Here is a 24525-nt window from a genome sequence, read left to right on the forward strand (position 1 = left end):
TGTTTAATTTAAGATGTACAACGGAAAGAAAGTGGAATGATAAACCTACCTTCTGTCGTTTGAATTGGATTAACAAAACCAGATGTATTGATAATAAAGCCAATGTTATGGCTTCTAGAGTGACACCTTACATACTCTAGTATTTCGTTAGCTTTCTGAACAATAAACTCAATCCACGCCTTGCCAGATATGAGTGAAACGGTAAAGAAATCATCACCACTTAGATCATCAATACGACCAGTTCCGTTTGGTTGCTGAAATACGATATATGAATCTGAATCATTACCTTCTTTTTCATTCCAAATATAATCCTGCTGAATGAAGCCATCAGATAACCCGGATTCAGAAAAATAGCTTTTCAGTCTCTCAAAGGTCGTCATATTTTAAATTCCTCAGCAACAGCCTGATCAATCATTTGCTTCGTTTCCTCAAATCCTTTCAGGAGGAATTCTTTCTTAGCAGTAGGTCTGCGGAAAGTTTGTTTAACACTAGGATCATGAACGAAAACAGCATACGAAGCAGAATAACCAACGCGACCAGTAAATAGTGTGCCTTTTACTTTTACATCTCTAAATTGTGAGTTAATGAGCGTTTTAGTGTCAATTGGCGTGTATACAGCAGCTTGCCTACCGCCAATATCTAGCGCTCTATGCATGGCTCGAGCTATCTTTTTTGATGCTATACTTCCAACCAGAGAGTTTAAGTTAGATATCGCATTACCTATTCCTTTTACTTTTGCCCCCATAGTTACACCGCCGTTGTTAGTGTGTAATCATCTAGGCCTCCATTAATATCTCGGTCTCTATCGATAGACTTAATCCTACTAGCACCATGCAAAAATGGATCTCTATCTTCATGTTTGCCAATGGCGATATAGTCTTCTTGAGTTGCTTCGCTATACTCAGTCCAAATAACATTCTTAATGATTATTTCAGTGCCAATGGTTTTTCTACCATCTTTAAAACTACTTCCGTAATCACATCGGATATGAATTGGCTCTGAAAATATGGGTTTACCGTAACCATCTTTACCTGTAATTTTCCAAATGGTTGCCCACCCCTTGCAAAATCGTCGCAGGATTTTCCCCATATCACCCCCGAACCACATCAAACTGAACAATGCCAACAGGTCGTTCAATAGGTAAGCTATCGGTACATCCAGAGGGATCCAGAGAAGACAGCGTTTTTAATAATGTTTTTCTACCATCAGCAAAATACTGATATGAAACAGAAGCGCCAGAAGGCGCATGTTCTGAGGATATTTTTCTAACATCAGCAGATGATAATATGAGGATAACCGAATACAGCTTGATTAAGGTAACTACCGCATCTGAATATCCTGCGTTATCAAGGCAATTATCAATAGTGTCCACAATAGATATGGCAGAGCTTATAACAAGGTTTGTTGCCTCAAACCCCATCACCTCTAATTGCTCATTAACTTGCTCACCCGTAATCGCAATAGACATGATCACTCCTTATGGATAAATAAGGGGGCTACCGCCCCTCGCATTACCCACCAACGCTAGTATCTTTGCCAAATGAAACCATAACGCCAGCAGTATCTTTAATATCAGTAGCAATTTGCTTCCAGTTAGCTACTGTTTCAATCTGTGCGTTAGTGGGTGATTTGATACTATCTTTACTCCACTGATAACCACGTAGACCAACAGTAAAGTCGTACTCACCTTGCATTAGTGCCTTAATATTTTCTTGGCCTAACACATCCTGAGCCTTCATGATTAGTGGCGATGTTTGAATTGCTGCAGCGCCAGTAACCAAGCCTAACGAATGCTGTTTGTCTGCATCTGATAAAGCGGGAATATCAGAGATAACAAAACGACGACCAAGGTTATCTTGTTTAATAGCAACGTTACCAATTTGGAACAGGTTATTCGCATTGGTTAGCGTCTCATCCATAAAGTCGTTGAACGTTGCACCATCCATTAACCAAGCAACAATACGTGAATAAGCATCGCCGAATGGACGTGTGGCTTTATTCAAACCTCTTAATGTTGGTGTTTCTCCACCAATAGTAACTGCCGTTGAATTTCCAGAAATAGCTGCTTTCAATGCCGCGCCAGCAGTATTAAGGTAATCTTGCAACATGGCTTCTGCTGATTGAGCAGCAACTACCGCGGCCGCTTCTGAGACATCTTTACCTAGTCGCTTCATCATTGTCGGAGTAACTGAGACGGGACCAATACGACCATCAACCTTAATCATACGATCAAGGATTTGCCCCAATTCTTGTGGCGTTAAATTACCTGAACCATATGCATTACGTCGCTGAGCCAACCCACCAAGTAACTGCCATGATGTTTGCTCAATGTAGTCACCAATATGATCACCATCACCGATAACTAAAGCGCCGCCAGATGCTTCGTTAAATTTACGGACAGCCTGAGCAACCAGTTCTGTTGCTGCTAGAGATACTTGTTTTTGAAAAATATATAAAGACATATAAATTAATCCTCTTGGATATTAGCAATGATTTCACGTGCGCTGTCCACTAATGGATTCGCGCTTTTGGGTTTATCACTGCCTCCGGCTGGTGACTTCCCTTTACCGCCTTCCCCTCCGGTTCCGGTGGCTTTGCTACCGATAATTACTGGAGCAAATAACTGATTACTACGAAATTCTTTTTCTAAATCATCAATGGTAAATGCAGAAGGATGGCCAGCAGCGTCAACCACTCGTGTTTTACCTTCCTCCACTGATAATCGAGATTTAATGTGTGGCATAATTAACGGAGCGGCATCACCAGCAAGCTTTGTAGCCAGAGTTTGCGCGACGTTATCAACTAATAGTGTATGTAGACTTGTGTCTTTCTCCTGCAACTGTGCTAATAGCTCGCTTTCACGCGCCTTTAACTTTTCAGCCCAGCTTTTTTCTAGTGATTCAATATCGCCATTTTTACGCGCTTGATCTTCTGCTGCTTTTTTTGCAGCCTCTTCTGCCTGTCGGCGTTTCTCCTGCTCTGATTTTTTCTCAGAAAGTAATTCATCAACCTTTTTTTGAAGCCCTGATACATCTGGAATTTCTGGCATACCTTCGATTTGAAGTTGGTAATTACCACCAGATTCTTTGTAAAAAGCCTTTTGTTCATCGGTTAATGCGTCAAATTCTTCTTTCGTTAATAAATATTTAAACATCGTAAAACCTCTGGTTTAGATGGTGCAGTCTCTAACTGCTGATAATAAAAAACCCACCGAAGTGGGTTATTTGAGTTCGATACCTGCTTTATTAAAAGCCTCAGGTATGATCCGTTGAAGTTCCTTAAGCGTTATTGGCTTAAAGTATTTATCGAGCTGTAACTTTGCAAATTTATCAGCTGGTAATCCACCATCACGAAATAACTGTGCCCTAGTCTTACCAAGTACAATGTCCTGCCTGTTCGCTGGCTGGCGATAAAGCCACTCGTAATAAGACTCTTCCCCCCATTCAGAATTACCGACATAATCTGTTGTAATTAAGTTTATGTATTTCTCATCTAAAACTGGAAGTAATCGACTACGGCAATTGGGATGAAGAGGAGGTTTAGGGCCCTCTCCTAGTGGATAACGATTACCGGATAATGATCTGCATACTGATGAAGTTTTATTGTCCAGTATTGCGCTGAATTCTTCATACTTAATCAGATCAGGATTCTCTTTGTAGAAATCCACTGCCCCTATACTGTGCGCATGCTGTAAAGAGGTTCTGGATATCATCTGAAAGCCCCTAGCAATCCTACCGACTACCGACGATGCGATGATTAGAGGCTCAACTGATGTCCCGTTAATTGTTGATTGCAGATCAGACACATCACCACCAGATGACAGAGATATCAATGCCTGATTTTCCACTTGCTGAACAGATGTATCAGCCCAAGACTCAATAAACTTAGCTAGGAATAGCGAGCCACTCCATCCTACCAAGCCCATAGGTAAGTTTTGTACATCTCTACGCACTTTTTCATAGTCGGCAGGCTTAATACCTTCGAGAAATGAGTTAAAACCTCGATATTCGGCATCAGCCATAACAATGGCAATACTGATGGCTTCATCAAGCAATTTTTGAGAATAATCAAAGAGAACTGGCTTGAGTGTTTTTTTTAATACTAGAGAGATTGATTTTGCTTTGCTTATTGATGAAATATCACCAGAGAAGGTAGACAGCGCAGATGCCACAGAGGTGCGAATATCTAACACTAAATCACGAGTATCTGCTGTTGATGACTTTAACCTTTCCAGCATGACCTGTATCATTAGTGCGTTATCAAGGATGATGCTCGGCTGCATAGTTACACTCCCAACATATTTGCCCCTCTAGTTACCTCCAACTCATCAACAACATCCTCTGCTTTTTCATCTTGAGGAATAATATTGATACTTTGCAGATACTTAACGAAATCAATCAATCTCATAGAACCTGATTGCAGTGCTGCCAATAATGCTGTAATAGTTGGTGAATCTAACTTAGCGATATCATAAACTTTATTCAGCTGTATTGACGCTTCGCCGCCCCCTGCAAACTGAATACAAAAATTAAGTGCTCGGTTAAATGACTGTTCGACGTTTCCGGAACACAATGAAAGGACAGAATTGTCAGTCTGTGCCTCATCCTGCGCCTGAGTAGCCGTTCTTGCTGACGTCCCACGCTCGACTAATTTAGCGCCCAACATTGCCATTTGCCTCTCTCTGCGCTCAGCTAGAGTGATTTGAATATTTCTATCTTCGGGCTGTGCAAACTTCATGTCACCACCTTGTGGTAGCAATACCCCTTTACGGGAGCCGACAGTAAATCCATCAGACATATGTTTCTCAACCCAGTCATCTGTAAGACCTGTTAATGCAACCATTGGTTGACCGACAGTATGTGCCGATTCTGCGATATCAGCCTCAGCCTGATAATGCTTGATATTCACGTATGCAATATCGGCAAGAGGTGGAGCATCTGGGGTGTGGTCATTATTCATTGAGCCAATCCATGACCATGGCAATTCGCTCAATGATCTCCCGCTCGCATCACTCAATGCAACCCAATCTGTAACCTTTATGTCTCCATCTTCATACCAACGGCGAGAATAAGCTACATCATCAATAAGCCTTAATTCAATCCAGTTATTCTGCATTTGCAGTTCAAAATCATCTGTATCTACTGGCTCTTGATATTTGAGGACAACGAGGGATGTTTTCCCGTTCGTTACACGCCAGTTGATGATTTCTTTTGCTGTAAATAATCGAACATAAGGGCGTCCCTTATTAGCCTCTGACTGAATACCTGAACCGCTAAAATCACTTAATAGACCAGCTCGGCCACGCTGTAAATTTTGCGATAAAGCATCCCTTATCATTTGGGTTAGTGGCTGACCTTGACCGTCTATGTCAGTTTCTAAATACTCGACACCACCGCTAACACTAATCTTTACTGGCTTACTAAACGCAATACCAAGTAAACCGCTAAGTGTCCTTCCAGTGGCATTAAAGAAAGATGCTCTAGATAAATAACGCTTATAACGTTCGTTATCTTTATCATCCATGTCTTTTTTATCTGCTGGATGAGGGAGATATTTCTCCTTCTTGCTTTTAACAACGCGTTCGCCATCAACACAATCGCCGATCATGTCCCACTCAGGCAAAAACTCATTGTAAGCTGGATGCTTATAATCAACGTTTGTATTCATGTTAATTCCAGTTAAATTCTATTTTCTTAGTCAATCGCTTAATATTTCTGCGACTCACAGCAAAATACCTAAACCCATCAGCATCATGCGACGTGTAATCATGAAGTGGTTTATCTTTCCAGCACCCTCGCTTGTCATCCCATTCTTTTCGGTAGCCCTCTAAGTGAACAATTCCCTCACTGCATTTGTGTTCGTCGAACACACAAAGAGGAAGGATTTCACGCACCGCCTCAATACCCTCATCAATTGAAAGCTTCGGCACTACGTCAAATCGCATTGAATAGTTTTCACCGTCGATTTCGTACCCTTCACGCGCTAACTCACGTCGAGATTTCGCATCTGAACCAAACTCACGGTTATCGATATCATGAGGGCCATTGTGACTTGCATATGTGTAGCCTTTGTCTTTCAGCACTTTCATGTAATGCCGCAAACCTTCACCACTGTTTGAGTAGTGATCAATAACATGGAATTCCTCACCAACCTCACGAATAAACCAGATTGACGTTGAGTCACCCACACCAATATCCCAGTACGTATGAACCGGTAGGTGCGAGTTATCAGGAAGTGTACCAATGCGTTTATTTTCGTACAGGAAGCGGAATTGTTTGGCGTAGTAAGCGCCTTCAACCGATTGTTGGAATGCCTCAGACGGTATTGACGGGTATTCCCGCTTCATATCATCGCCAAGTGTTTTCTCTTTGGCGTAATACCATGCTTTCTGACGCTCGTTTAATTGAACGCCATGTTTACTTGATATCTCATTGAAGTAATCAACTAACCGCTGTGGTAATTGCTCCACAGGATCAATGGAGTATTCAGGATTCTTCCACCATGAGAAGAAAAAGAATTTCCAGTCTAGGTTAGAGAGAGCCTTGTTCTGAATTTGTGCTTTCTCAGCCGACTGGCAATAATCAAAGAAATAACCTGCTCTACCTTCAGCTGTGCTTTCAATTGTCGTGAAGCAATCACTTGATACTGCCTCAAATGCGCCAGTGACTATCTCACGAGCCTTATCTGGGTACTTAGCACATATCTTGCCGAATTCAGAGATATGCAAGTAACGAAGCGTGCCGCCGCGAAAAGAGGTACTTACATAAAGTGAACCGCCATTACTGAAAACTAGCTCACCAACAGAGTCATTCTTTGCGGGGTTAGCCCTTCGAATTACTGCAGGTAAATTGTCGTATGCGTATTTAACCTTTTCCCTAAATAATCGCTTTGCGTCATTTAAGGTATGAGCAATCAATGCGCATTTTGCTGATTCAAATAAAGCTGCGTCTAATTGAACAATACAAACTAACGTTGTGAAACCAAGCTGACGAGCCTTTAAGATGATATTGCGTGTGTGCATACCATTAAAGTATTCAAACTGCTCAGGCGTCATTCTGAACTTTACTTTCTTACCTTTTTTATCAGTAATGAAATAGAGATTATTTAAACGCCAAAACCTATCCTTTAAATTCTTTTTTAATATTTCAAATTGCTGATTTTTTGCAGCCATATTATGACTCCGATGATATCTCTCTCAGCAACTCTGCCATTTGCTCATCTACTGAATGTTCAATTTTCCTCGGCGGCTCCCAGCCCTGCATATCAGCCAATTGCTTAATCGCGGCTTTAGGATCATGAAGCTTTAACTTGATGCCATCTTTACTTGCTGTGAGTTCGGATATTGCCGCTAGCGCTTTAGGATCTTGCAATGCGGAGTCTTTAAATCTCCACACAGATTGAATAACTGGATTACCGTCGTCATCCGTTCCCATCTTGTGCTCACTGAATTCAACCATTTCTGATACTGAGCTACGTCCGATAGAAGAAAGTCTCTCTAGCGCTTCCTCTCGGCTCATAATCGCATTAGAAATAGCTACCTCATTCATTGCATCTAAGAACGATTTAACCTTAGGATTTCTTAGGATCTCACTTGCTGATGAGTATGCCGTGTCGTCAGTCTTTGCCTTGTAGCCAGCTTGCTTGTAAGCATCTATTTGATTGAGTCCTTTCAAGATGCCTAACACGAATTTCTGTTGTAACTTTGTTAGGGCATCAAAAAGAACTTTCTGCTCATCTGTGAGCGTTGGTTTATTTTGAGACATACCCTTTCCTTAATATTTACTGTTCAACCACTGGAACATATTTAATATCACTAATCTCATCAGGTGATATGTATACCCATGAGCCATCGAGTGATGCGATACCGATTAACCCGTTAGTCACACGAGGCTCTTTAGTGGTCATCACGCCTTCGTAGGTTGTACCGTCTTTCTTAGTTGCTATTACGTGATATTTTTCTGACATATTCCACCCAATAAAAAAGGCCGCTAGGGCCTATTCTTTCTTGCCAAATATCGACTTAAGAACCCATAGAATTACCGACAATCCAACTACAGTTCCCCAGTTGATGTTTATTGCCAAGTCTAATCCTGCTGAATCAGCAAACCAGTTCCAAATATGTAGCAAGCACCATGACAAGAAGAAACTTATTGATAGAGCTACAACCATAAATATGGCTAATATTGCAAAAGATTGACCTGTTGTTAGTCCAGTATTTTTTATTTTCATAGTGATATCCTCATGCCGCCAATCTATGCATCTCATCGAGTAATGGTTGCTTATGGTTTTTATTAAACAACTTAGTTAATTCATCCTTTCGTTGTTCAAAGTTCCATCCCATTGAGATAAACACTGTGTTGGCTCTTTGCAATTCAGTTACGCAATGTATTTACTCTGGAGTTAGGTAATCACGAATAGGTTCTTTCTTTCCTATTTCGTTATGAACACGAAACTTAGCAGATGTCATACCAAGAACAATGCGATTAATTAAGTCTGCCTCGTTACTGAAGTGATGAGGTGAAATAGTCTTACCTTGCTCCTCTCTCGACCTCTTGACTGCATCAGTCATTGGTTTGTATTCCAATCTTGATGTGTTTCTATCTAGTTTTTTAGCAGCCAAAGCAGACCGCATTTTAAAGAATTCAGAAACAAGCCTTTTCTTAAACGCTCTAACGACATCATTATTACGCATGTATGTAATTAACAGTGTCGCCTGATGTTCATTAAGTAACGCTACTTGTTGTTTTTGTCGTCCACCATCGGTATCAAAGGATCGCATTTCAAATGCTACCCTTCCGAATTCATTAAGGTCATCGACATAGTGACGAACAAGCTGAATGACTGTTTTGTGTTTCTTTTTAACTCCATCAGCAATTGCAGAAGAGCTAGTTAACAAATCAAACTTTTTAATTTCCACTAAAGACATGGTGTATTTCCTTATAGAAAAGCGAACCTGTTCACCAGAAATAACCGCCCCACAGAAAACACCATTAACGGTTTTTCTCAGGCTCGACTTTCTGTAAGGTTCTGTGAGTGTTTTTAATTGCGCGGTGAATGCACAGAGTGAAATGCGTAGAGTTCGCAGCTTAGCGATACACAGCTAAGCCACTTCTAGTCTGTTCCTAGCAGTCAAGATATGATCACTCTCCTTAATGGATAAACGATTTATCTAACCAAACTGGTATATATACTTACTTAAGCTATACTAAGTAATCATCACTATACTTTGATTGATATCTTGTTAGTTTGCCCACGCACCCATGCTGGGCTTTTTTTATTCTTTTGGAATGCTTTTATCCAACTCTTCACGGAATTTAACTGGATTATCTGAACCTTCTACTGCCATGATATTTCTCCATTAAAAAGCCCCGCTATTACGAGGCGATTGTTTTCTAAAAACTTACGTTGATTATTAACAGATTGGCTTACTTAATATTGGTAATCTATTGTTTTCACACATACTAGTGAAAGCCCTGTGGGAGCCCAAACTCACAGGGTTATTTTTATCTACTTACTTCAATTTCCCGTATTGCTTTCTTGTTGGCTAAAGTTTGAGTTTATCAATCTCTTCATGATCGGGACGACGATAATTCAGGATGTAACCCGGCATCTTCATAAACCTATTATTTTTGTCTTTTGCACTCACTACTACTGAATGGCAAACAGATGACGTGTCGAATGTTTCATCATATTCATACAATAAAGCTGCCATTTTATCTTGCCATTCAGTAGGCATTTCATGCATGAGAACTCTTGGCATGACTAGAAATGATGCATAAGACAATCCAAACCAATTCCACAATTCACTGCTATTTTTTGACTGTGTTGCCTTACTCATTTAAACACTCCATTCTAATGTAGATTTAAAGTACTTCTAGCCGACTCGATATCGCGGATAGCTTTCTTATCTGAATTACATTGCTCAATAACCGATAAAAGGGAGATGTTTAACATTAATGATTCTCCCCATGTCATTTGTTCTGGTATGTATGGCAAAAGACAATCAGCGGTGAGATGTGCCGGTATCGCTATATGTTCCACTGGCACGTATTCTTTCTGAATAGTCGTGCATCCTGATAAGAGCGTCATTAGGAATAGCAGTATTGGCACAATCATTATTGACAAGAACAGTTTTGATAACCGTTTTAACTTTTTCAGAATCCACGGCTGACCTATTCCGCTCTTCGCTATTAAGTGATGAGACATTGTTGATAATCCTGAATGTACGGTTGGCGTTTTCTGTAATGGATTGCTGGCTAGATAACTGATTGGTTGCTGTGTTGTAATCTTTGCTCAGTTTGTCGTAATCATCTATTACCCACCATAACCAGAATGCAGATATTGCCAGTAGACCAGCTAATACCTTAGTTAGCGTACTCATGCTGGATATGTCTTATGAGTTAATTGGAAGTGAGGGCCATCTTTAAATGTTTTCCAGTTACCGCCCCATTCGATATCGACGCCGAACTCTTTCGCCGCTTGCATCATGGCATCAGCTACTTTTTTAAAGTATGACCAATCATTCCAAGGGATCTGATTATTTACCAATGGAGCACAATCAACAGCGTGGCCAGTTAAGTGACGACTGTTCATCGTTTGGCTTTTTCCACTTGCAACTAATTGTCGTTGACGGGATTCATTGCGCTTACCTTCAATTACCATAAAATCAATATCAGTAATTTCTAATGCTCGATGTACTACTTTAACCAAATCAGGATGAACGCCACGGAGGTTTTCTTCGCTACGTTTACTTAATCTAAACTTACTCACTTCTTACCCCCTGTAAACTTATCCCAGAAGAAATCCAATGCTAAAGAGCCAGCGGAACCACATAAGCCAGCCGTAAATAACGTGTAATAGAATGAGGCGTTAAGCTCTATTGATATAAGACCGCCCATCATCCCAGCAAAGCCAGATACGAACATTTGCATAATTGCCCCTACCCAGCTCCACCGATAACCGTTACGTTTATTGTCAATAATGTATCTAGCCAATCCGCCGTATAGGGAGATAGCGAATATGACACCCCATGCGGTGGCACTGAATTTGTCTTTCTCGTCCATTCGTGTCATACCGCCTCCTTTCTGGAGGAATTAGTTAATAGAACGCCGACTCACAGCTCTTGTGTGAATGTGAGGTGTTGTGATTGATTCTGTGGTCGGCATATACGAAAAAAGACCGCCTAAGCGATCTTCTGAATGTGAACTATCCGGTAATTCCGGATGGTTGGAATAATTGTGGAGGCATACGCTGAGAGTGTATGCGTTCAGGTTCCCCATGGCGTGTGTGCTTCTATCCTGATAAGTGCAGTAGCCCATGCGAGTTAGCCAATCATCCTTGGCATTCTCCACAATGGTTAAGGCGCCTTCTCCATGCAGTGCAAGGGTGATTTTACTCACCAAAAGACACCTTACCATTGCAGATAACAAAAAACCCCGCCGAAGCGAGGTCTTGAATGAGGTAAGTAAACTTAAGAGTCACGTAAAGCAACTTACCTGATTAGTATTGCTAATTTGATATTATAAGTCAATAGCAAAGTTCAGTTATTTTCTTAACTTTAGCTACACGTTTGCGATTATTCATTGCATTTCGCAGAGGTTCGTACAATAACCACTGTGCAGCCTTGAGTTTTGCATCAACATCATTTCTGCAAGTTCCAAGTGATGGCTTTTTAAATCTATTGCCACCCTTGGTTTGCATTTTGCGTGGTTTTGCAACTCGGTGATAGTAAGATGCAATCGACAACTTAGATGAACCATGAGCGTAATAACTTAGTAATATTCCATAAGCCTGTGTGTCAGTGGCGATGACTGAATCTACGACCTGAGAAATCAACATTCCTTCATCGTCATTGCACATAGGTCTTGATGGGTTTTTACTTGGCTCTACTGTTTGCATGAATTTATAAATCATGTTGATCATACGAATATCGATACGACCAGAATATACCCACGCCCCCCACAGATTTAACCATCCATCAAGCCAGCGAAACTGCTCATCTGTTAATTCCTTTTCTCCGATATAGCTCATCTCGCCTCCGGTAATACTGTGTGATATCTATCGCAACCGACTGAGTACATAATCCGGTTACCACACCTCTTTGCCTGTACAGTTTCGACGACTTTCATGAATCCGTTATTTAATTGAATAACTGATAAATAGCGCTTTGTTTTATCACCAGTGCGCTCTGTTAATGCCCTAAACCTACATTCTTCAATAGCTGCGATTAAGTCAGTGAACATCATCTATCTCCCATATCGTGATATCTAATGAGCCATGAGTAACCTTTTCACCTCGACGGATCCGCATATCATCAATCTGGCTATCATCTCCCCAAAATTTGGCATGAGTTAACGAATCGAAAACGGCTTTAGGCAAGTTATCGAGGTCTCTTTGTCGTTTATCTGGGGGATTTGCTGTGATGACTATTTTGATGCGGGAAGTGGTTTTGACGTCTAGGTTATGTTGCTTGATGTAATCTGTTACTTGCTTTCGATAGTTAGTGCCTTTGGATGAGATATAATGGCGTCCTCTACAATGCCTCCAGTACGTATTATTGCTCGGTGGCCACGGTAATTTTAAGTGATACTCGTTCATACCTTAATCTTACCCTCCTTGATGAGAATGTCCTGAGTACGAATAACGCCTTCTAAATGACATTGCTTTGCGTATTCAGCATCGACATAATGAGTGCGTCTATCTGATTCATCATGACAAGCACTACACGCCCAAGCACCAAAAATATCATTAGGCTTTATTCCGGTACCGCAAATGCCAGACATTCGATAATGAGCTAAGACGACAGTTTCAGAATTACCGTTACACACTCCAGGTATTCTAATTTGGCATTCACGGCCTCGAGCTTCTTTGCGTAAGTTCGCCATCTCCCTCTCCTTTGATTTTATCCATCACTTCCAAATGAGCGTATTCATCAGCGCACTGAGCACACACATAAATTTCATCATCTGTTAGCGGTCTATCGCATGACATGCATTTCATTTGATTTTCCTTGTCGCATCAAATCCAGTTAGCTCATTCAATCGTTCCGCTGTATGAACAGACCCGAGGCGAAACATTACGCCAAGATAATCAACTGCGCCCTGTTTACCAAAGACAGATAAAAATAGGTATTTAAATGCTCTCTTAACAACACACCATCTTTTAAATGACTTCTCACCGATGATTACAAAATCAACTGAGTCATCCATTAGCTTTAGCTTTGGGTTCATTCTTCCTGTTTCCTTTTCAATTTCATATACTCGCTATCTTCCGGAGTAGTTAGTATTAAACCGAACTGTGAAGCCCACGCTTCAACTCTCTGTAAGAAGTAATGCATATCCCCTTTATCTAACCTTGAAGTGTGCCTAAGTGTCTCTCGTTGCGTTTTTTCACCCGTTAATACATCGGTGTACTCAGTTACTTCAAATCCAAGGTAAGTGGCTTTTAAACTTTCCTTCACCCACGCTTCAGTACAGAACTCACGACCAGACTTAATCAAGTAATCGCTGATTTCTTTGTACCAAACATGGCTTAATGAGTTTTGAGAGAGGCTTCGTTTTGGTTTGTAAGGCTTGATGGTGACGCTGAGTTTTGGGTGGGATTTAAGTAGTTCAATTACGTTGCTATCAAATAGCTTTTTCGTTGATTCGTGTAGACAGAAGTTCTCCATAATTACCTCGTACATTCCAACACTCAACCGCTAATTCCATATTTTCAGCAATAGGACCTCTTGCACCACAGTGATTACACTGAACAAATGAATTGTTAAATACTTGCATGATTTCCAATTTTTCTGATTCGCAGAAATGACATTTTCTATCTGCCCAATTAGTTCCCTGCATTAGATGCCTCCCGTTGGCTTTTTGCTGTGCCTGAATTGCCGAATGTGTAAATCATTTTAGGTAAGCCTTTTTTTCCGCGAAAATCATTCATCCACTGTAAATACTCAAGATGATCTAACTTCTTTGCTACGCGGTAAGCTCTGTTTATTTTTTTACCTCTTACCAACCTTCTTTTGCGAACTCTCATTATTTCACGCCAGCGTTTCCTATCAGGGTAGCCTGCCGCCATATGAGCTCGTGTAGAAATGATATCTTTATAATCTTCCCATGCGCGGATTAGCTCTGTTAACGTTGTTCCTTTCATCTAAAAATCCTCTTGCGTGTTATCTGAAGCCATGCTTTTGCTTCAAACTTGCGATTATTGATAGTGATTTATTACGGCTTGTTGGTGTGACTTTGTGTTCAATTTGAAGTACTGGTGCTGGAATGTTTTCACCTGATTTGATTCTTGCCGTCATGATCCGCAACTCTTTGGCGCAAAGCTTCTTAACCTCACTATCAGTTAGGCTTTTACTTCGCATCTCAGAGTAAATTTTGGTAACCATCCAGTAGCAAGCGTTTGAGGGCCATTTCATTTCACGCCAGCCACGCATTTTGCAGTATTCTCGATAGAGTTCGTAAAGCTGATCCTCATCAGGAAGACCGGCAGCTAGCGATTCACCTTGTTTACACCATTGAATAAATTGACCAGGAGCAGGAAGAAACGGATTCTCTTGCTGTCTGGCAATTTTCATCCCTGCGTTAATTTGATCTATCGTTCGAATATTGTTTTCAGCAAATGCTTTTGTCCACTGGCGTTTAAACTCGTTTAAATCCTCCTGATCTTTGAAGTTCGCCATTGACGCTGGAAATGTTGCTCGAAGTTGCTTGAATAACTCATTGAATACTTGCGCGGTATGCTCTCTGACTGGCTGTGTTTGCTGTAATGGCGCTGAATTGCTCATTGCCTGTAATGCTCTACCATCCCGTTGCTGAATGGCAGTAACAAGTGATTTCATATATCAACTCCCTCCATCCATTTTGTGTCATCAAAGTCTATCTTGGGCTTCTGTGAGATTTGGTTACTAATTGCGGGTTTACGATTAGCTTGCTGACTTTGGATAACCAGAGTGTCCCATTTCTCACGTAGTTTTGCGGGAGATAACACGTTGCTACACCAGAACGAGTCACGATTAGCCCATTTAAACATTCTGCAAATATCTTGGTGTGTATGTCCGTCTAGTTGTCTCATCAGGCGAACATCGTTAGCCCATGCTGACCAGTTAGGTTCTTTAGTCGTAGGACTTACAATCAACACTTTCTCGTAAATCCATTGAGCAGCTTTTAGGTCTTCAGCATTACCCCATTTGTCCCCTTTCTCTGAACTCACAGCTGCATCAGGTTTTACCTTACGAGGCACAGAAGATTTTTTTCTCGGACGATCATTTAATAATTTATTATTAAATATATATTGTTCATGATGTGCGGATTCATGTGCGTTGTTATGTGCGGGTATGCCATCTAAAGGTGCATGAATGATGGCTTCATCATGTGCGTTGTTATGTGCGTACTTATGTGCGGGTACACTGACTAAATTTTGAGCATAATCACTATAATTTGTGATTGTTATCACCGTACCTTTATGCTTCTCCCCTTCGATTGAAATCATCCCTTCACGAACAAAAACAGCCAGCATTCGATTAACCGTATCTCTACTGGTTGGCTTGCCGTTCCTGTCGCACAGGTTTAGCCCTAGATTGGCTGGAGTGGTAACCAGTTGACCAGCCTTTAAATGCCATATATGACCTTTGTAGTTGGCTGTGTATGGCTCGCTCTGAGCTTCTAACAATAAGTTTTCCCACAGTGCTCTAAGATAAACATCTTTAGCCCATGACTTATTTTTTATGCTCCTGTACAACGGGATGAAACCTAGTTTCTGGTTTTCCACCCTGTTGCTCCTTTGTTGTCTTGCAACACCAAGATCGTAGAATTTAGCTGTATTCACCACGACCTCCATATCTGTTTGTTAAGTAAACAGAATTCATATATAATTACTCCATTAATTAGCTGTATCAGCAAAAGGAAAGCTCAAAATCAGCTTCCCTTTAATACTGGTTATTGATACAGTGTATTTGTTAAGTTAAATGGTTAAGTCCATTTGTTGAGAAACCTCACCATTCGCCGTGGTTGAGGTTTTTCTTTTTGGTGCTTTGACATGTTCAAGCATCTGAATTAACGCTCTAGCCTCATCACCTTGCAATATCACTGTGTCATCTGGTGTCTCATACCCAATAGCAACTAAAAGCCTTGCACAACGTTGTATGAAGCTTAATTGCGTTTTGGATTGTTGAGATTGCCAGCGAGATATTTGTGATTCGTGAATACCCGTTCTTTTCGCTACTTCTCTAGCGCCAGTAACAAGTATCCCTTTCATGATTTTTGATTCGATTTCTCGAAATTTGCGTTCGTTTGATAGTTCCATTTGTTAAATTCCTTCTTAGATTACTTCCCATATTGGGAACAGCAGTAATGATCCGTGGCTCATTCCATATGAGCGGATTGTTGATAACAATTTGCCGATTGAAGTCAAAAGGCATGGCGTGAATTTTTAAAGAGCGTGATGGTAGTTATTTACCAGATGGAAACGGTTTAACTTCTTCTGCTTCAACTGTTCCATCTTGTTTTCTGATAATGAAAATATTTCTTTTCTTTAAAATTGCTTTACTTATCGCGCTTTGCCTAACACCTAACAATTCAGCTGTTTTGTGTTGTCCTAGCTCAGTAGCAAATTTAGTTAATGGGACTCTTTCCATAGTTTCTCCTTTTTTAATTATTATCACCGCAAGTGATAAAATAGTCAACACCTGCGGTGATTGGTAAATATTCCATTTGGTAATAAAATTGCAGTATGAAAAAGAAACCGATCACTGAAGAACAAAAAGCTGACGCTCTTCGCCTGAAAAATATCTTTGAGGCAAAAAAGAAAGAGCTTGGCTTATCACAAGAAACCCTAGGCGATTCAATCGGCATGGGGCAGAGCGCTGTTGCTCAGTTATTGAATGGAGTAAACGCTCTAAACATAGAAAACGCAGCAAAGTTAGCTGAGGCGTTACAAGTTACTGTTGATGAATTTAGCCCATCACTAGCTAAAGAAATTAGAGGCATGTTTAAGGCTGTCAGCCCATTAAAAACACCAAGCATGGATGAGAAATATCAATACCCTCTCTTCACGAAGGTACAGGCTGGTGCTTTCTCAACAGAATTTAACTCATACACTCAGAAAGATGCTGTGTCGTGGATACCAACAGCTAAGAAAGCCAGTGAGCGTTCTTTCTGGTTAGAGGTTGAAGGTCAATCAATGACAGCACCACCAGGAGGTAAGCCAAGTTTTCCTGAAGGAATGCTAATTCTGGTTGATCCTGAGGAAGAAGTAGAGTTCGGAGATTTCTGTGTCGCTCGTTTGCTAAATGATGAGTTCACATTCAAACGATTGATTAGAGAAGGCGGAGTTGAGTATCTAGAGCCATTAAACCCACGCTATGACCTGATCCCTATTAACGGTAACTGCACAATCATAGGTAAAGTAATCAAGTCACAATGGCCTGACGACACGTTTTAATACAATAAGGTATTAGTTATATTTATTTTTCTACACACCAAATGGGATCTGGTTTATACACAAAGGAATATAATATGGAAAAAGATACTGGTGTCCATGATACTATTGATGATACTGATGTTTATGTGTACATAGGGGACATAACAAGGGCTGGATACAACAAATTATCAACAGAAATTGAAAATAGAATAACTGCCAATAAAAAGCGTGAACATGTAATTTTATGTATTTCTACTTATGGCGGCGATCCTGATGCAGGATATAGAATTGGTAGAGCTCTGCAACATTATTATACTGGAAATGTATCAGTTCTTGTGCCAAGCTTATGTAAGAGCGCAGGAACATTAGCTGTTATTTCTGCTGATAACCTAATTATTGGTGACCGAGGTGAATTAGGACCTCTTGATATACAACTAAGAAAAGCTGATGAAATGGGAGAGTCTAGCTCAACTCTTGATATCTTTAAAGCTGTAGATCAATTAGAATCACGCACTTTATCGGCCTTTAGACAATATCTCACTGATATAAAATATGGCAGAGGAATTAGCACTAGACTATCAGCAGACATAGCATCAGAATTAGTTAGTAATTTATACCAGCCAATAGCTAGCCAAATTGATCCACATAAAATTGGTGAACATCAAAGAGCTATGGGAATTGCATTATCTTACGGTGAGCGATTAACAAAAAAATCTAATAACCTGAAAGAAGGATCACTAACTAAATTAATAGTTAACTATCCATCACATGGATTTGTAATAGATAGAAGTGAGGCCAAAGATCTTTTCAATAATGTAAACTGTCCTGATGGATTGTCAGCAAATGTTTATAATATGATTAGCCAATGGATCATAAAAGACCCAAATATAATTGGTGGCACACCTTTCGTATCAGATTTTGAAAGTTTTCTAAAAAGAACTGCTGACGAAACACCAAAAACCGAGAATCAAGAAAATGACAACAGAAATAATGACATTGAATCAGACGCTGTCGAGAGCGAACCAACCGGAGATAGATCTGGTGAAAATAGTGAGCACTCAGAACAAGGAAATGAATCAGGAACTGAAGAAAGCCGAAAACCGAGAAGTAAAAGAAAAACTTCATGAAAGTCATAGGCATTATTATCTGTAAAAAAATAAAATAAATATCCCCTGGCATAGCCGAGGGTTTTCTATATACAAATACAATAAAAAGCCCTCTCCGCGAGGGCTTTTTTGTACCATCTCCCCTCCAAAGAAGTGATCTGCATTCCAATCTGAGATTTATTTGAAAATAAATTATCTGAAAATACAATAAATTAACACCGCCAGTTATATTATTATCACCTGCGGTGTTGACTTATAAATCACCGCTGGTTATATTTAATCACATCAACGGCAAGCAAGATACATAAGCAAGCCACGCTCTTTAAAAATATAGCAGTACGGACAATGACATCTTGTCCAACATTTCACTGAGTGAGTTTTGGGATTGGTGAATACGTGTAGCTCAACGGTAGAGCGAGGCCATAAAGCTGGGGTTGTGGGTTCGAGTCCCATCACGCAAGTAGGAAGTAATTACCTACTACCAATCACTAAAACTTATTCAGAGGAGGCAACATGACAACTTATATTCAACCGTTAAAAACGTCACCTAAGAAAGCAGGTGAACGTAAACAAGTAGAAGTTAAGCATGTAAACAGTAATTCATATAAAGCGCGTCAATACGCTAGATATGCAACTTTCAGAGCTAACAAACTGAAAGAAGAAGAAATTACTAAAGCTAACTCAGTGAAAGAGAAGAAAGAACGCTCTGTTCTCTCTCTCAAACCAACAAAGCATTATCCAAGTGGAGATAACTGTTGCTTACCTAATGTAGCAGTATTTTCAGGAGTTAAAACAAAACAGCCGAGCAGTGAGTTCGGTGTTACGGCGAGGGGGTAGATATGACGCTATTTGAATTTATGAATAGCAGTAGAACGGATGGTTTTCTATGTAAGCGGGTTCACTGCAATGATGGATATTATGTAAGTATTCAAGCAAGTTATGGGCACTACTGTTCACCGCGTCAAGACCTGCCATCTTATGATCTTTATGACAGCTATGAACTTGGATTCCCATCTGAGGATGACCAACTAATAAACGCCTATGCAGAATGTGATGATTGCTTTACAGAAACGGTTTATCCATACGTTCCAAAAGAGGTTGTTATTGCTTTGATTGAAAAGCACGGCGGAGTGAAAGTTAGTTAACTAATTACAGTCCATTATGTGGGCTGTGGTGAGATAGCTTTTTTAGACCAACAAACCAAAGGCGATAAATCGGTCTCGCCTAATAAAAAGCACCGTTTGAACAGGAGGATTTATGTAAGCTGGCTTGCTAGCCTGAGCGCATCAGGCAACTAACCAGAGCTTATTACTTAGTGGGCTGTGGTGAGTTGATTAATAGATAGGAGCTACAATGAAATGTAGCAATAAATATTGCCAAGATGGCATTGAGTTTATTACCTGTTGCTCTGGTCGTGAATGTGGCTGTATGGGGCAACCAGTAGCGGCAACCAATTGCAAGGAATGCAATAAAGAGAATAGAGAGCCAACAGACGAGCGAGTTATTCAAGAGATGCAATACCTTGAATGGCTTGGTGATTAATAGATAGGAGATAGAGATGGAAATATGGTTTAAGGAATTTGAGTCACATGGGCGTCAGATTCTAATCAAGAAAGCACATGACGCCGATGAGTCAAAAATCGGGGTGCAATATTGCTGGCCAGAGAAACTTTTCGCTGTCGATTTTGGATTGTGGATAGATTACGACGACGATGATGAGGAAAGCTTTAATGAAGCGGAAGAAGCACGCAACAAGCTATTCGACACCATCGATCAGGAAGCAGTAGATACCGCGGTGAGTAACTTAATTCAAAAACTCAAGCTTGATGATTAGCATCGTGTTTAGTTAATAACGGAGGGAGATAGAGATATGTTCGATTACATAAATGAGACTTACGGCTTAAACATTAAAAAAGGCGGCCGTGTTCGATATACATTCGGTAATGGTTCAAAAGAAGGGACAATAGTTGGAGTTCACTCAGCTAGCCTGAAAATAAAAATGGATGGCGATGATTATGCAGATATCTATCATCCCACTTGGGAGCTTGAGTATCTCTAGTTAATAACGGAGGGAGTATGACATGGGAAAAATGACATTCGTAGTTGAGTATGAAGATGGCAAGGAGCCGTCTGTTAATGCAGGAATGGAGATACTAGGCGGTAAATTGTTATCAGTTGGATTTAATGACTACCGAGATGAACAACTAACTCAGGATGAAGTTAGCGCCTTAAATCACGCAATTAACTTTAACGACCTGAAAGAAACCTGCGAAGATTTTGAAGTCAATTATGACGAAGTTGTAGCAAAACTCTAAAGCCCTCGGTCAGCAGTAACCCATCACTTAATCATTCATATCGCTATTAATAGTGAGGAATACGCACATAAGGAATTAATTATGAAATTGAATATCACAGTAGATTTAGATTGGTTAGAAGAAGATGGAAATATTGATGAAGAAGTTAAACATCAAATTATACAGGGTGTAAAAAGTGCAATTTCCAAGCAGTGTTTGGATAAAGTAGAAAAGCAAGCATCCGAACAAATAAATCAAGCCATCAATGATTCTATCACAACTGCGAAAAAAGCAATTGAGCAAAAAGCGATTACATTTGCCGATGAGTGGCTAGAAAAAGAAGTAACTGTTACCGATAAATGGGGTGATGTGCAAGATTGCCTTACAATCACCGACCTTATTAAACGAACCTTTGATAATCTGCTGGAGAAGAAAGTTAATGATAATGGAAGTTTTACCGATGGTTATGGAAGTGGGACGCGATTAATTACATGGCTAACAGATAAACGAGTTAAAGATGTCGTTCAGGAAAAATTAAAAGGTATCAATAAGGATATTGATCGACAAATCACGGAAGCTGTCAACGCTGGAATTCGAAAAAATGTCTCTGATAAGTTTGCTGAAATGGTTGTAATGACAGCACAGCATCAAAACGCACTCGAACACAAGTAACCCACCGCACCAACACCAGATAACCACCCTATCGCTCACCTAGCGAGGTAACAATGAAAACTAACTATTACATCACTATGCGTGATTGCATGGCGGTGCGTATCACTACGCCTCAAGCACGTAAGAATAAACGTACAAGCCCATGGTTGTTCAGTTTGGCTGTGGTCATTGTGACAACCGTTGGCGTAATACCGACATTTGTAAGTTGAGGTGATTATGCAAATTTCATACAGCTACTCGAACGGAACTCGGGTAGTAGACGGCAAAACAGTCATGGAATTTGACGAAAGTAGCAAGCTTAGTATTGAGACAGGAAGTTTCAGTGAGTTGGCTAAGTTAACGGAAATTGACTCAGTTGAGACGATGGAATATGTGCTCGATTGTGACGATGAATCGCTTGAACGGATTATCAATGCGATAGGCAAGGAAGCCTTTATTAACAGGATATTGAGAGTTTCTAAGCTAAGGAGAGTTGCGTGACTCAGATTCTAGATATGTGCTGTGGTAGTCGCATGTTCTGGTTTGACAAGGAAGATAACCGAGCAATTTACAGCGACATCCGCGCAGAGAAGCATATTTTATGTGATGGCAGGAAGCTAAATATCACACCAGACATTATCGCTGATTTTAAAAACCTCCCCTTTCCTGACGGTTCATTTTATCAAGTTATATTCGACCCACCTCATTTAATCAGGGTTGGCCACAACGGATGGATGTTTAAAAAGTATGGGCGATTAAATAAAGAGTCATGGAAAGACGATTTATCAAAAGGATTTAGTGAAGCATTTAGAGTGCTCAAGCCAAACGGAACATTGGCATTCAAGTGGAATGAAACGCAAATACCTACCAAGCAAGTTTTAGCGCTAACCGACCAAAAACCAACAATAGTACAGCGTGTCGGTAAGAACGATAAAACGCATTGGGTGCTGTTTATTAAGGAGGAGTTATGAGCAACTCAAAGCAATGGTTAGAAGAATTACGCAGGAAGCGTAAAGAATCGCAGGAACGCGAACACGATGAATTTATGTATCAAACGGAAGTGTTAGGACGACAAGGACTGTCGATACCAACAAAGGATTTTTCAGGAGATTTTCAATGAACGTTTCTAACTCTTACCCTACCGATAAATACCCTCAATTAGCATCACCGTCATTAGCAAAAAACAGAGAGGAAGCTCTGGCTCAAGCTATTGCAATGATTGAGGGTCATTTGCCAAATACGAGCGTGAAGGAGAGAGAAAAGCGATTAGCAATGGAACTGCTACACATGAACTTGGACGCATCGAAAAATCACCCTCCTCTACCGCCTCACATTCAGGTATTACGCGATGCAGAAAGGAATTCTGTATCTAGTCGCAATATTGAAATCGATTACTACGGAAGCGATCGGCGTCAAGGTCAGTATCTTGGAGATTAACATGACTGCTGTATATAAAGCGATTAGCAATGTAGCCAAGGAAATGGCTGAAACAGGAATAAAGAAAGGAAGTGAAAATAAACAGCAAGGGTTTATGTTCAGAGGGATTGACGCTGTATATAACGCTCTTGCACCAGCTTTAGTTAAGCATGGATTGCTTATTCTTCCACGGATCATTGAACGCTCAGTCACGGAAAGACAAACGCAAAGAGGTGGTCAGCTATTCTACGTTGTGGTTAAGGCTGAATTTGATTTTGTTGCCACGGAAGATGGCAGTAAGCACACGGTAGTGACTTATGGTGAGGCTATGGATAGCGGAGATAAAGCCACAAATAAAGCCATGTCGATTGCATATAAATACGCGGCATTTCAAGCGTTCTGTATTCCAACAGAAGAAACAGCAATTGATGCAGATGCGGAAATTCATAACGTGGCGCCACGGACGGCAGAGCAGGTGTTAGCTGATTACACTAACTTCCTTGGCACGGCTACGAATCAGTCACAAATCATGGATGAGTACAAAAAAGCATGGAATGCATTGGCTGGTACTGAATCACAAAAGGAATGTGAACGTGTAACAGGCATTCGAATTAAAGAACTTAAGGAAGCTGCATAATGGCAAGTAAAGGCGTGAATAAATGTATTCTCATTGGTCATTTGGGGCAGGACCCTGAAATTCGGTACATGCCGAGTGGTGGCGCTGTTGCAAATCTCACATTGGCCACATCGGAATCGTGGCGCGATAAACAAACCGGTGAAATAAAAGAAAAAACTGAGTGGCATCGAGTATGCATCTTCGGAAAATTAGCCGAAATTGCAGGTGAATATCTGAAAAAAGGAAGTCAGGTATATATCGAGGGCTCACTGCAAACCAGAAAATGGCAAGACCAAAGCGGGCAAGACCGATACACAACGGAAGTAGTGGTCAATATTGGTGGAACAATGCAGATGCTAGGCGGTAACGGTGGTAATCAGGCGGGAAGCCAGAAGACACAGCAATCAGCGCATCAACCGCAAGCACCACAAAACGAACCCCCTCAAGATTGGGATGATCAAATACCCTTCTAACTACCCTACCCGTTTAACCAAAGGATATAACCATGAAAAGTTTACACGGTCGTTGCATTCAGAGATGGAAGCAACGATTCAAGAGTGTTTGTGATTCTAAGGTTTCACCTTATTTCAGAAAACGCGACTTAAAGGGATTTTGTCGTGAATCTGGCGTGATTACTGCTGACATGATGATCCTAAACATGGCAGAGGGTAATGCTCACGTTGATTTTGATGGTAAACGCCATGGATGGTCACCTGAGTTTTCAAAGTTCTTTGAAGATAACCGAGAAAAATATATTACCGAAGCACGTTTGTTTCTCAACGAAGAAGTCACTAACGACGAAATAGACGACTTAATCGAAGAAGAAATCTCTAATTGGAATTAGAACTCAGTGCAAGGATGCAAACAGGAGATAGATATGAAAAAGCAAACAGTAGATTTACTAAATTCTAATGACGAAACTATTTTGATGATGCGAGGCAGTCAAACCAAAGAGCAAGTTATCGACACTGCAATTAAAGAAAACATTATTTGTGAAAGCGATAAATCGGAATGGGTTAATTGC

47 protein-coding genes and 1 pseudogene are annotated in these 24525 nt (G+C 40.5%); 18 read left to right on the top strand and 30 right to left on the bottom strand.

The genetic code is table 11. The features are described from left to right. Positions 1–8: 8 nt before the first annotated feature. The 23 genes and pseudogenes from DK858_RS00325 to DK858_RS18535 form a co-directional block, all read right to left on the bottom strand. Positions 9–380 carry a phage tail termination protein gene (locus DK858_RS00325; RefSeq protein WP_109395740.1) on the bottom strand — a complete coding sequence of 124 codons (372 nt, stop codon included), beginning with the start codon at positions 378–380 and terminating at the stop codon, positions 9–11. Beyond that, positions 377–745, bottom strand: a complete 369-nt coding sequence (locus DK858_RS00330) for a hypothetical protein (protein ID WP_036935884.1) — start codon at positions 743–745, stop codon at positions 377–379. The genes DK858_RS00325 and DK858_RS00330 overlap by 4 nt, the downstream gene beginning before the upstream one ends. A gap of 2 nt (positions 746–747) precedes the next feature. After that, positions 748–1089 carry a hypothetical protein gene (locus tag DK858_RS00335; RefSeq protein ID WP_052038475.1) on the bottom strand — a complete coding sequence of 114 codons (342 nt, stop codon included), beginning with the start codon at positions 1087–1089 and terminating at the stop codon, positions 748–750. Between the two features lies 1 nt (position 1090). After that, a complete protein-coding gene (locus tag DK858_RS00340) occupies positions 1091–1468 on the bottom strand; it encodes a DUF7370 family protein (RefSeq protein WP_109395741.1) in 378 nt (125 codons plus the stop codon). A 43-nt stretch (positions 1469–1511) separates the two neighbouring features. Beyond that, the gene (locus tag DK858_RS00345) at positions 1512–2462 is read right to left on the bottom strand and encodes a major capsid protein (protein WP_109395742.1); all 951 of its coding nucleotides are present in this window, start codon (positions 2460–2462) and stop codon (positions 1512–1514) included. A 5-nt stretch (positions 2463–2467) separates the two neighbouring features. Continuing rightward, positions 2468–3154: a hypothetical protein gene (locus tag DK858_RS00350; protein ID WP_109395743.1), complete on the bottom strand. Its 687-nt coding sequence runs from the start codon at positions 3152–3154 to the stop codon at positions 2468–2470. A gap of 66 nt (positions 3155–3220) precedes the next feature. Then, positions 3221–4282: a structural protein gene (locus DK858_RS00355; protein WP_109395744.1), complete on the bottom strand. Its 1062-nt coding sequence runs from the start codon at positions 4280–4282 to the stop codon at positions 3221–3223. 2 nt (positions 4283–4284) lie between these two features. Next, a complete protein-coding gene (locus tag DK858_RS00360) occupies positions 4285–5667 on the bottom strand; it encodes a DUF4055 domain-containing protein (protein WP_109395745.1) in 1383 nt (460 codons plus the stop codon). Between the two features lies 1 nt (position 5668). Continuing rightward, positions 5669–7171 (bottom strand): terminase, encoded by a 1503-nt coding sequence (locus DK858_RS00365; protein WP_109395746.1) that lies wholly within the window; start codon positions 7169–7171, stop codon positions 5669–5671. 1 nt (position 7172) lies between these two features. Continuing rightward, the gene (locus DK858_RS00370) at positions 7173–7763 is read right to left on the bottom strand and encodes a terminase small subunit (RefSeq protein WP_109395747.1); all 591 of its coding nucleotides are present in this window, start codon (positions 7761–7763) and stop codon (positions 7173–7175) included. Positions 7764–7779: 16 nt separating this feature from the next. After that, a complete protein-coding gene (locus DK858_RS00375) occupies positions 7780–7965 on the bottom strand; it encodes a hypothetical protein (RefSeq protein ID WP_109395748.1) in 186 nt (61 codons plus the stop codon). 30 nt (positions 7966–7995) lie between these two features. Continuing rightward, a complete protein-coding gene (locus tag DK858_RS00380) occupies positions 7996–8229 on the bottom strand; it encodes a hypothetical protein (protein WP_109395749.1) in 234 nt (77 codons plus the stop codon). A gap of 10 nt (positions 8230–8239) precedes the next feature. After that, positions 8240–8926: pseudogene (locus DK858_RS00385) on the bottom strand (Rha family transcriptional regulator). 618 nt (positions 8927–9544) lie between these two features. After that, positions 9545–9745 carry a hypothetical protein gene (locus tag DK858_RS00390; protein WP_311749809.1) on the bottom strand — a complete coding sequence of 67 codons (201 nt, stop codon included), beginning with the start codon at positions 9743–9745 and terminating at the stop codon, positions 9545–9547. A gap of 107 nt (positions 9746–9852) precedes the next feature. Beyond that, positions 9853–10116 carry an Rz1-like lysis system protein LysC gene (gene lysC, locus DK858_RS18530; protein WP_109395750.1) on the bottom strand — a complete coding sequence of 88 codons (264 nt, stop codon included), beginning with the start codon at positions 10114–10116 and terminating at the stop codon, positions 9853–9855. After that, complete coding sequence (locus DK858_RS00400; RefSeq protein WP_109395751.1) at positions 10004–10381, bottom strand: hypothetical protein; 378 nt, start codon at positions 10379–10381, stop codon at positions 10004–10006. The genes lysC and DK858_RS00400 overlap by 113 nt, the downstream gene beginning before the upstream one ends. Beyond that, on the bottom strand, positions 10378–10770 hold the full coding sequence (locus DK858_RS00405) for a M15 family metallopeptidase (protein WP_109395752.1): 393 nt from the start codon (positions 10768–10770) through the stop codon (positions 10378–10380). Before DK858_RS00405 ends, DK858_RS00400 begins: the two co-directional genes overlap by 4 nt. Then, positions 10767–11072: a phage holin family protein gene (locus DK858_RS00410; protein WP_049199107.1), complete on the bottom strand. Its 306-nt coding sequence runs from the start codon at positions 11070–11072 to the stop codon at positions 10767–10769. The genes DK858_RS00405 and DK858_RS00410 overlap by 4 nt, the downstream gene beginning before the upstream one ends. A 454-nt stretch (positions 11073–11526) precedes the next feature. Continuing rightward, positions 11527–12030, bottom strand: a complete 504-nt coding sequence (locus DK858_RS00415) for an antiterminator Q family protein (RefSeq protein ID WP_104731779.1) — start codon at positions 12028–12030, stop codon at positions 11527–11529. Further along, complete coding sequence (locus DK858_RS00420) at positions 12027–12242, bottom strand: hypothetical protein (protein WP_004247744.1); 216 nt, start codon at positions 12240–12242, stop codon at positions 12027–12029. The genes DK858_RS00415 and DK858_RS00420 overlap by 4 nt, the downstream gene beginning before the upstream one ends. Then, a complete protein-coding gene (locus DK858_RS00425) occupies positions 12232–12597 on the bottom strand; it encodes a RusA family crossover junction endodeoxyribonuclease (RefSeq protein WP_109395753.1) in 366 nt (121 codons plus the stop codon). Before DK858_RS00425 ends, DK858_RS00420 begins: the two co-directional genes overlap by 11 nt. Beyond that, a complete protein-coding gene (locus DK858_RS00430; protein ID WP_063108505.1) occupies positions 12594–12884 on the bottom strand; it encodes a DUF1364 domain-containing protein in 291 nt (96 codons plus the stop codon). The genes DK858_RS00425 and DK858_RS00430 overlap by 4 nt, the downstream gene beginning before the upstream one ends. Then, entirely contained in the window at positions 12850–12999 is a 150-nt protein-coding gene (locus DK858_RS18535) for a protein NinF (protein ID WP_458368147.1), read from the bottom strand. Before DK858_RS18535 ends, DK858_RS00430 begins: the two co-directional genes overlap by 35 nt. A gap of 10 nt (positions 13000–13009) precedes the next feature. Here DK858_RS18535 and DK858_RS18410 point away from each other — a divergent pair, with 10 nt between their 5' ends. After that, complete coding sequence (locus tag DK858_RS18410) at positions 13010–13135, top strand: hypothetical protein (protein WP_267128358.1); 126 nt, start codon at positions 13010–13012, stop codon at positions 13133–13135. A gap of 90 nt (positions 13136–13225) precedes the next feature. Here the strand turns inward: DK858_RS18410 and DK858_RS00440 are convergent, their stop codons facing one another. From DK858_RS00440 to DK858_RS00465, 7 genes are all read right to left on the bottom strand, one after another. After that, positions 13226–13669: a recombination protein NinB gene (locus DK858_RS00440; protein WP_109395773.1), complete on the bottom strand. Its 444-nt coding sequence runs from the start codon at positions 13667–13669 to the stop codon at positions 13226–13228. Then, a complete protein-coding gene (locus DK858_RS18000; protein ID WP_162556650.1) occupies positions 13626–13841 on the bottom strand; it encodes a Lar family restriction alleviation protein in 216 nt (71 codons plus the stop codon). The genes DK858_RS00440 and DK858_RS18000 overlap by 44 nt, the downstream gene beginning before the upstream one ends. After that, positions 13828–14145: a hypothetical protein gene (locus tag DK858_RS00445; RefSeq protein ID WP_109395755.1), complete on the bottom strand. Its 318-nt coding sequence runs from the start codon at positions 14143–14145 to the stop codon at positions 13828–13830. Before DK858_RS00445 ends, DK858_RS18000 begins: the two co-directional genes overlap by 14 nt. 19 nt (positions 14146–14164) lie before the next feature. Beyond that, the gene (locus DK858_RS00450) at positions 14165–14839 is read right to left on the bottom strand and encodes a replication protein P (RefSeq protein WP_109395756.1); all 675 of its coding nucleotides are present in this window, start codon (positions 14837–14839) and stop codon (positions 14165–14167) included. Next, positions 14836–15768 carry a replication protein gene (locus DK858_RS00455; RefSeq protein ID WP_109395774.1) on the bottom strand — a complete coding sequence of 311 codons (933 nt, stop codon included), beginning with the start codon at positions 15766–15768 and terminating at the stop codon, positions 14836–14838. Before DK858_RS00455 ends, DK858_RS00450 begins: the two co-directional genes overlap by 4 nt. A gap of 192 nt (positions 15769–15960) precedes the next feature. Then, positions 15961–16302, bottom strand: a complete 342-nt coding sequence (locus DK858_RS00460) for a CII family transcriptional regulator (protein WP_109395757.1) — start codon at positions 16300–16302, stop codon at positions 15961–15963. A gap of 145 nt (positions 16303–16447) precedes the next feature. Then, complete coding sequence (locus DK858_RS00465; RefSeq protein ID WP_109395758.1) at positions 16448–16633, bottom strand: Cro/CI family transcriptional regulator; 186 nt, start codon at positions 16631–16633, stop codon at positions 16448–16450. A gap of 95 nt (positions 16634–16728) precedes the next feature. Between DK858_RS00465 and DK858_RS00470 the strand changes: the two genes are divergently transcribed. From DK858_RS00470 to DK858_RS00545, 17 genes are all read left to right on the top strand, one after another. Beyond that, a complete protein-coding gene (locus DK858_RS00470; protein WP_109395759.1) occupies positions 16729–17439 on the top strand; it encodes a LexA family protein in 711 nt (236 codons plus the stop codon). A gap of 74 nt (positions 17440–17513) precedes the next feature. Continuing rightward, on the top strand, positions 17514–18545 hold the full coding sequence (locus DK858_RS00475) for an SDH family Clp fold serine proteinase (protein WP_080974777.1): 1032 nt from the start codon (positions 17514–17516) through the stop codon (positions 18543–18545). 492 nt (positions 18546–19037) lie between these two features. After that, entirely contained in the window at positions 19038–19361 is a 324-nt protein-coding gene (locus DK858_RS00485; RefSeq protein WP_109395760.1) for a hypothetical protein, read from the top strand. Positions 19362–19363: 2 nt separating this feature from the next. Next, positions 19364–19669 carry a hypothetical protein gene (locus tag DK858_RS00490; RefSeq protein ID WP_109395761.1) on the top strand — a complete coding sequence of 102 codons (306 nt, stop codon included), beginning with the start codon at positions 19364–19366 and terminating at the stop codon, positions 19667–19669. Between the two features lie 208 nt (positions 19670–19877). After that, positions 19878–20066 (top strand): hypothetical protein, encoded by a 189-nt coding sequence (locus DK858_RS00495; protein WP_109395762.1) that lies wholly within the window; start codon positions 19878–19880, stop codon positions 20064–20066. A gap of 16 nt (positions 20067–20082) precedes the next feature. Beyond that, positions 20083–20358: a hypothetical protein gene (locus DK858_RS00500; RefSeq protein ID WP_109395763.1), complete on the top strand. Its 276-nt coding sequence runs from the start codon at positions 20083–20085 to the stop codon at positions 20356–20358. Positions 20359–20394: 36 nt separating this feature from the next. Further along, positions 20395–20583: a hypothetical protein gene (locus DK858_RS00505; RefSeq protein WP_109395764.1), complete on the top strand. Its 189-nt coding sequence runs from the start codon at positions 20395–20397 to the stop codon at positions 20581–20583. Between the two features lie 31 nt (positions 20584–20614). Beyond that, the gene (locus DK858_RS00510; protein WP_162556646.1) at positions 20615–20839 is read left to right on the top strand and encodes a hypothetical protein; all 225 of its coding nucleotides are present in this window, start codon (positions 20615–20617) and stop codon (positions 20837–20839) included. Positions 20840–20920: 81 nt separating this feature from the next. Next, positions 20921–21490 carry a hypothetical protein gene (locus tag DK858_RS00515; protein WP_109395766.1) on the top strand — a complete coding sequence of 190 codons (570 nt, stop codon included), beginning with the start codon at positions 20921–20923 and terminating at the stop codon, positions 21488–21490. Between the two features lie 53 nt (positions 21491–21543). Then, entirely contained in the window at positions 21544–21699 is a 156-nt protein-coding gene (locus DK858_RS18110) for a hypothetical protein (protein WP_194294815.1), read from the top strand. Between the two features lie 7 nt (positions 21700–21706). Beyond that, a complete protein-coding gene (locus tag DK858_RS00520; RefSeq protein WP_109395767.1) occupies positions 21707–21970 on the top strand; it encodes a hypothetical protein in 264 nt (87 codons plus the stop codon). Between the two features lie 32 nt (positions 21971–22002). Continuing rightward, positions 22003–22440 (top strand): class I SAM-dependent methyltransferase, encoded by a 438-nt coding sequence (locus DK858_RS00525; RefSeq protein WP_228407131.1) that lies wholly within the window; start codon positions 22003–22005, stop codon positions 22438–22440. Next, entirely contained in the window at positions 22437–22589 is a 153-nt protein-coding gene (locus tag DK858_RS18115; RefSeq protein ID WP_194294816.1) for a hypothetical protein, read from the top strand. Before DK858_RS00525 ends, DK858_RS18115 begins: the two co-directional genes overlap by 4 nt. Then, the gene (locus DK858_RS00530) at positions 22586–22906 is read left to right on the top strand and encodes a hypothetical protein (RefSeq protein ID WP_109395768.1); all 321 of its coding nucleotides are present in this window, start codon (positions 22586–22588) and stop codon (positions 22904–22906) included. The genes DK858_RS18115 and DK858_RS00530 overlap by 4 nt, the downstream gene beginning before the upstream one ends. Before the next feature lies 1 nt (position 22907). Then, positions 22908–23522, top strand: coding sequence for an ERF family protein (locus DK858_RS00535; RefSeq protein WP_109395769.1), 615 nt, complete (start codon positions 22908–22910; stop codon positions 23520–23522). Beyond that, on the top strand, positions 23522–23974 hold the full coding sequence (ssb, locus tag DK858_RS00540; protein ID WP_109395770.1) for a single-stranded DNA-binding protein: 453 nt from the start codon (positions 23522–23524) through the stop codon (positions 23972–23974). The genes DK858_RS00535 and ssb overlap by 1 nt, the downstream gene beginning before the upstream one ends. Positions 23975–24006: 32 nt before the next feature. After that, positions 24007–24345, top strand: a complete 339-nt coding sequence (locus DK858_RS00545) for a hypothetical protein (RefSeq protein ID WP_109395771.1) — start codon at positions 24007–24009, stop codon at positions 24343–24345. The last annotated feature ends 180 nt before the right edge of the window (positions 24346–24525 follow it).

This window comes from Proteus faecis (assembly GCF_003144395.1).
GTDB classification, from domain to species: Bacteria; Pseudomonadota; Gammaproteobacteria; order Enterobacterales; family Enterobacteriaceae; genus Proteus; species Proteus faecis.